This window comes from Candidatus Melainabacteria bacterium RIFOXYA2_FULL_32_9 (assembly GCA_001784615.1).
Classification (GTDB): Bacteria; Cyanobacteriota; Vampirovibrionia; order Gastranaerophilales; family UBA9579; genus UBA9579.
Map to the genome: position 1 here is coordinate 1 of MFRQ01000021.1, position 226 is coordinate 226.

General features: G+C 35.0%; 1 pseudogene. It reads right to left on the minus strand.

The features are described 5' to 3' along the window. Nucleotides 1-2: 2 nt before the first annotated feature. Nucleotides 3-226, minus strand: a pseudogene (locus tag A2255_03185) (beta-aspartyl-peptidase).

Below are 226 nucleotides of genomic sequence, written 5' to 3' on the forward strand. Positions count from 1 at the left end.
TTTTATTCCCAGATTTTTATTTCAAAAACTCCATCCGATGTTGCGACACCGCGGTACATGCCTAAAGTATTAAATGGTGCAGCATAATTTCCATCTTTGTCTACGGCTATTATTCCACCATCATCTTTTTTTAGGATGTTAAAAACAACTTCATTGGCGGCATCTTTTAAAGTCATTCCTTTAAATTCCATTAAAGCCGACACATTATAGGCAACAGTATTTCTAA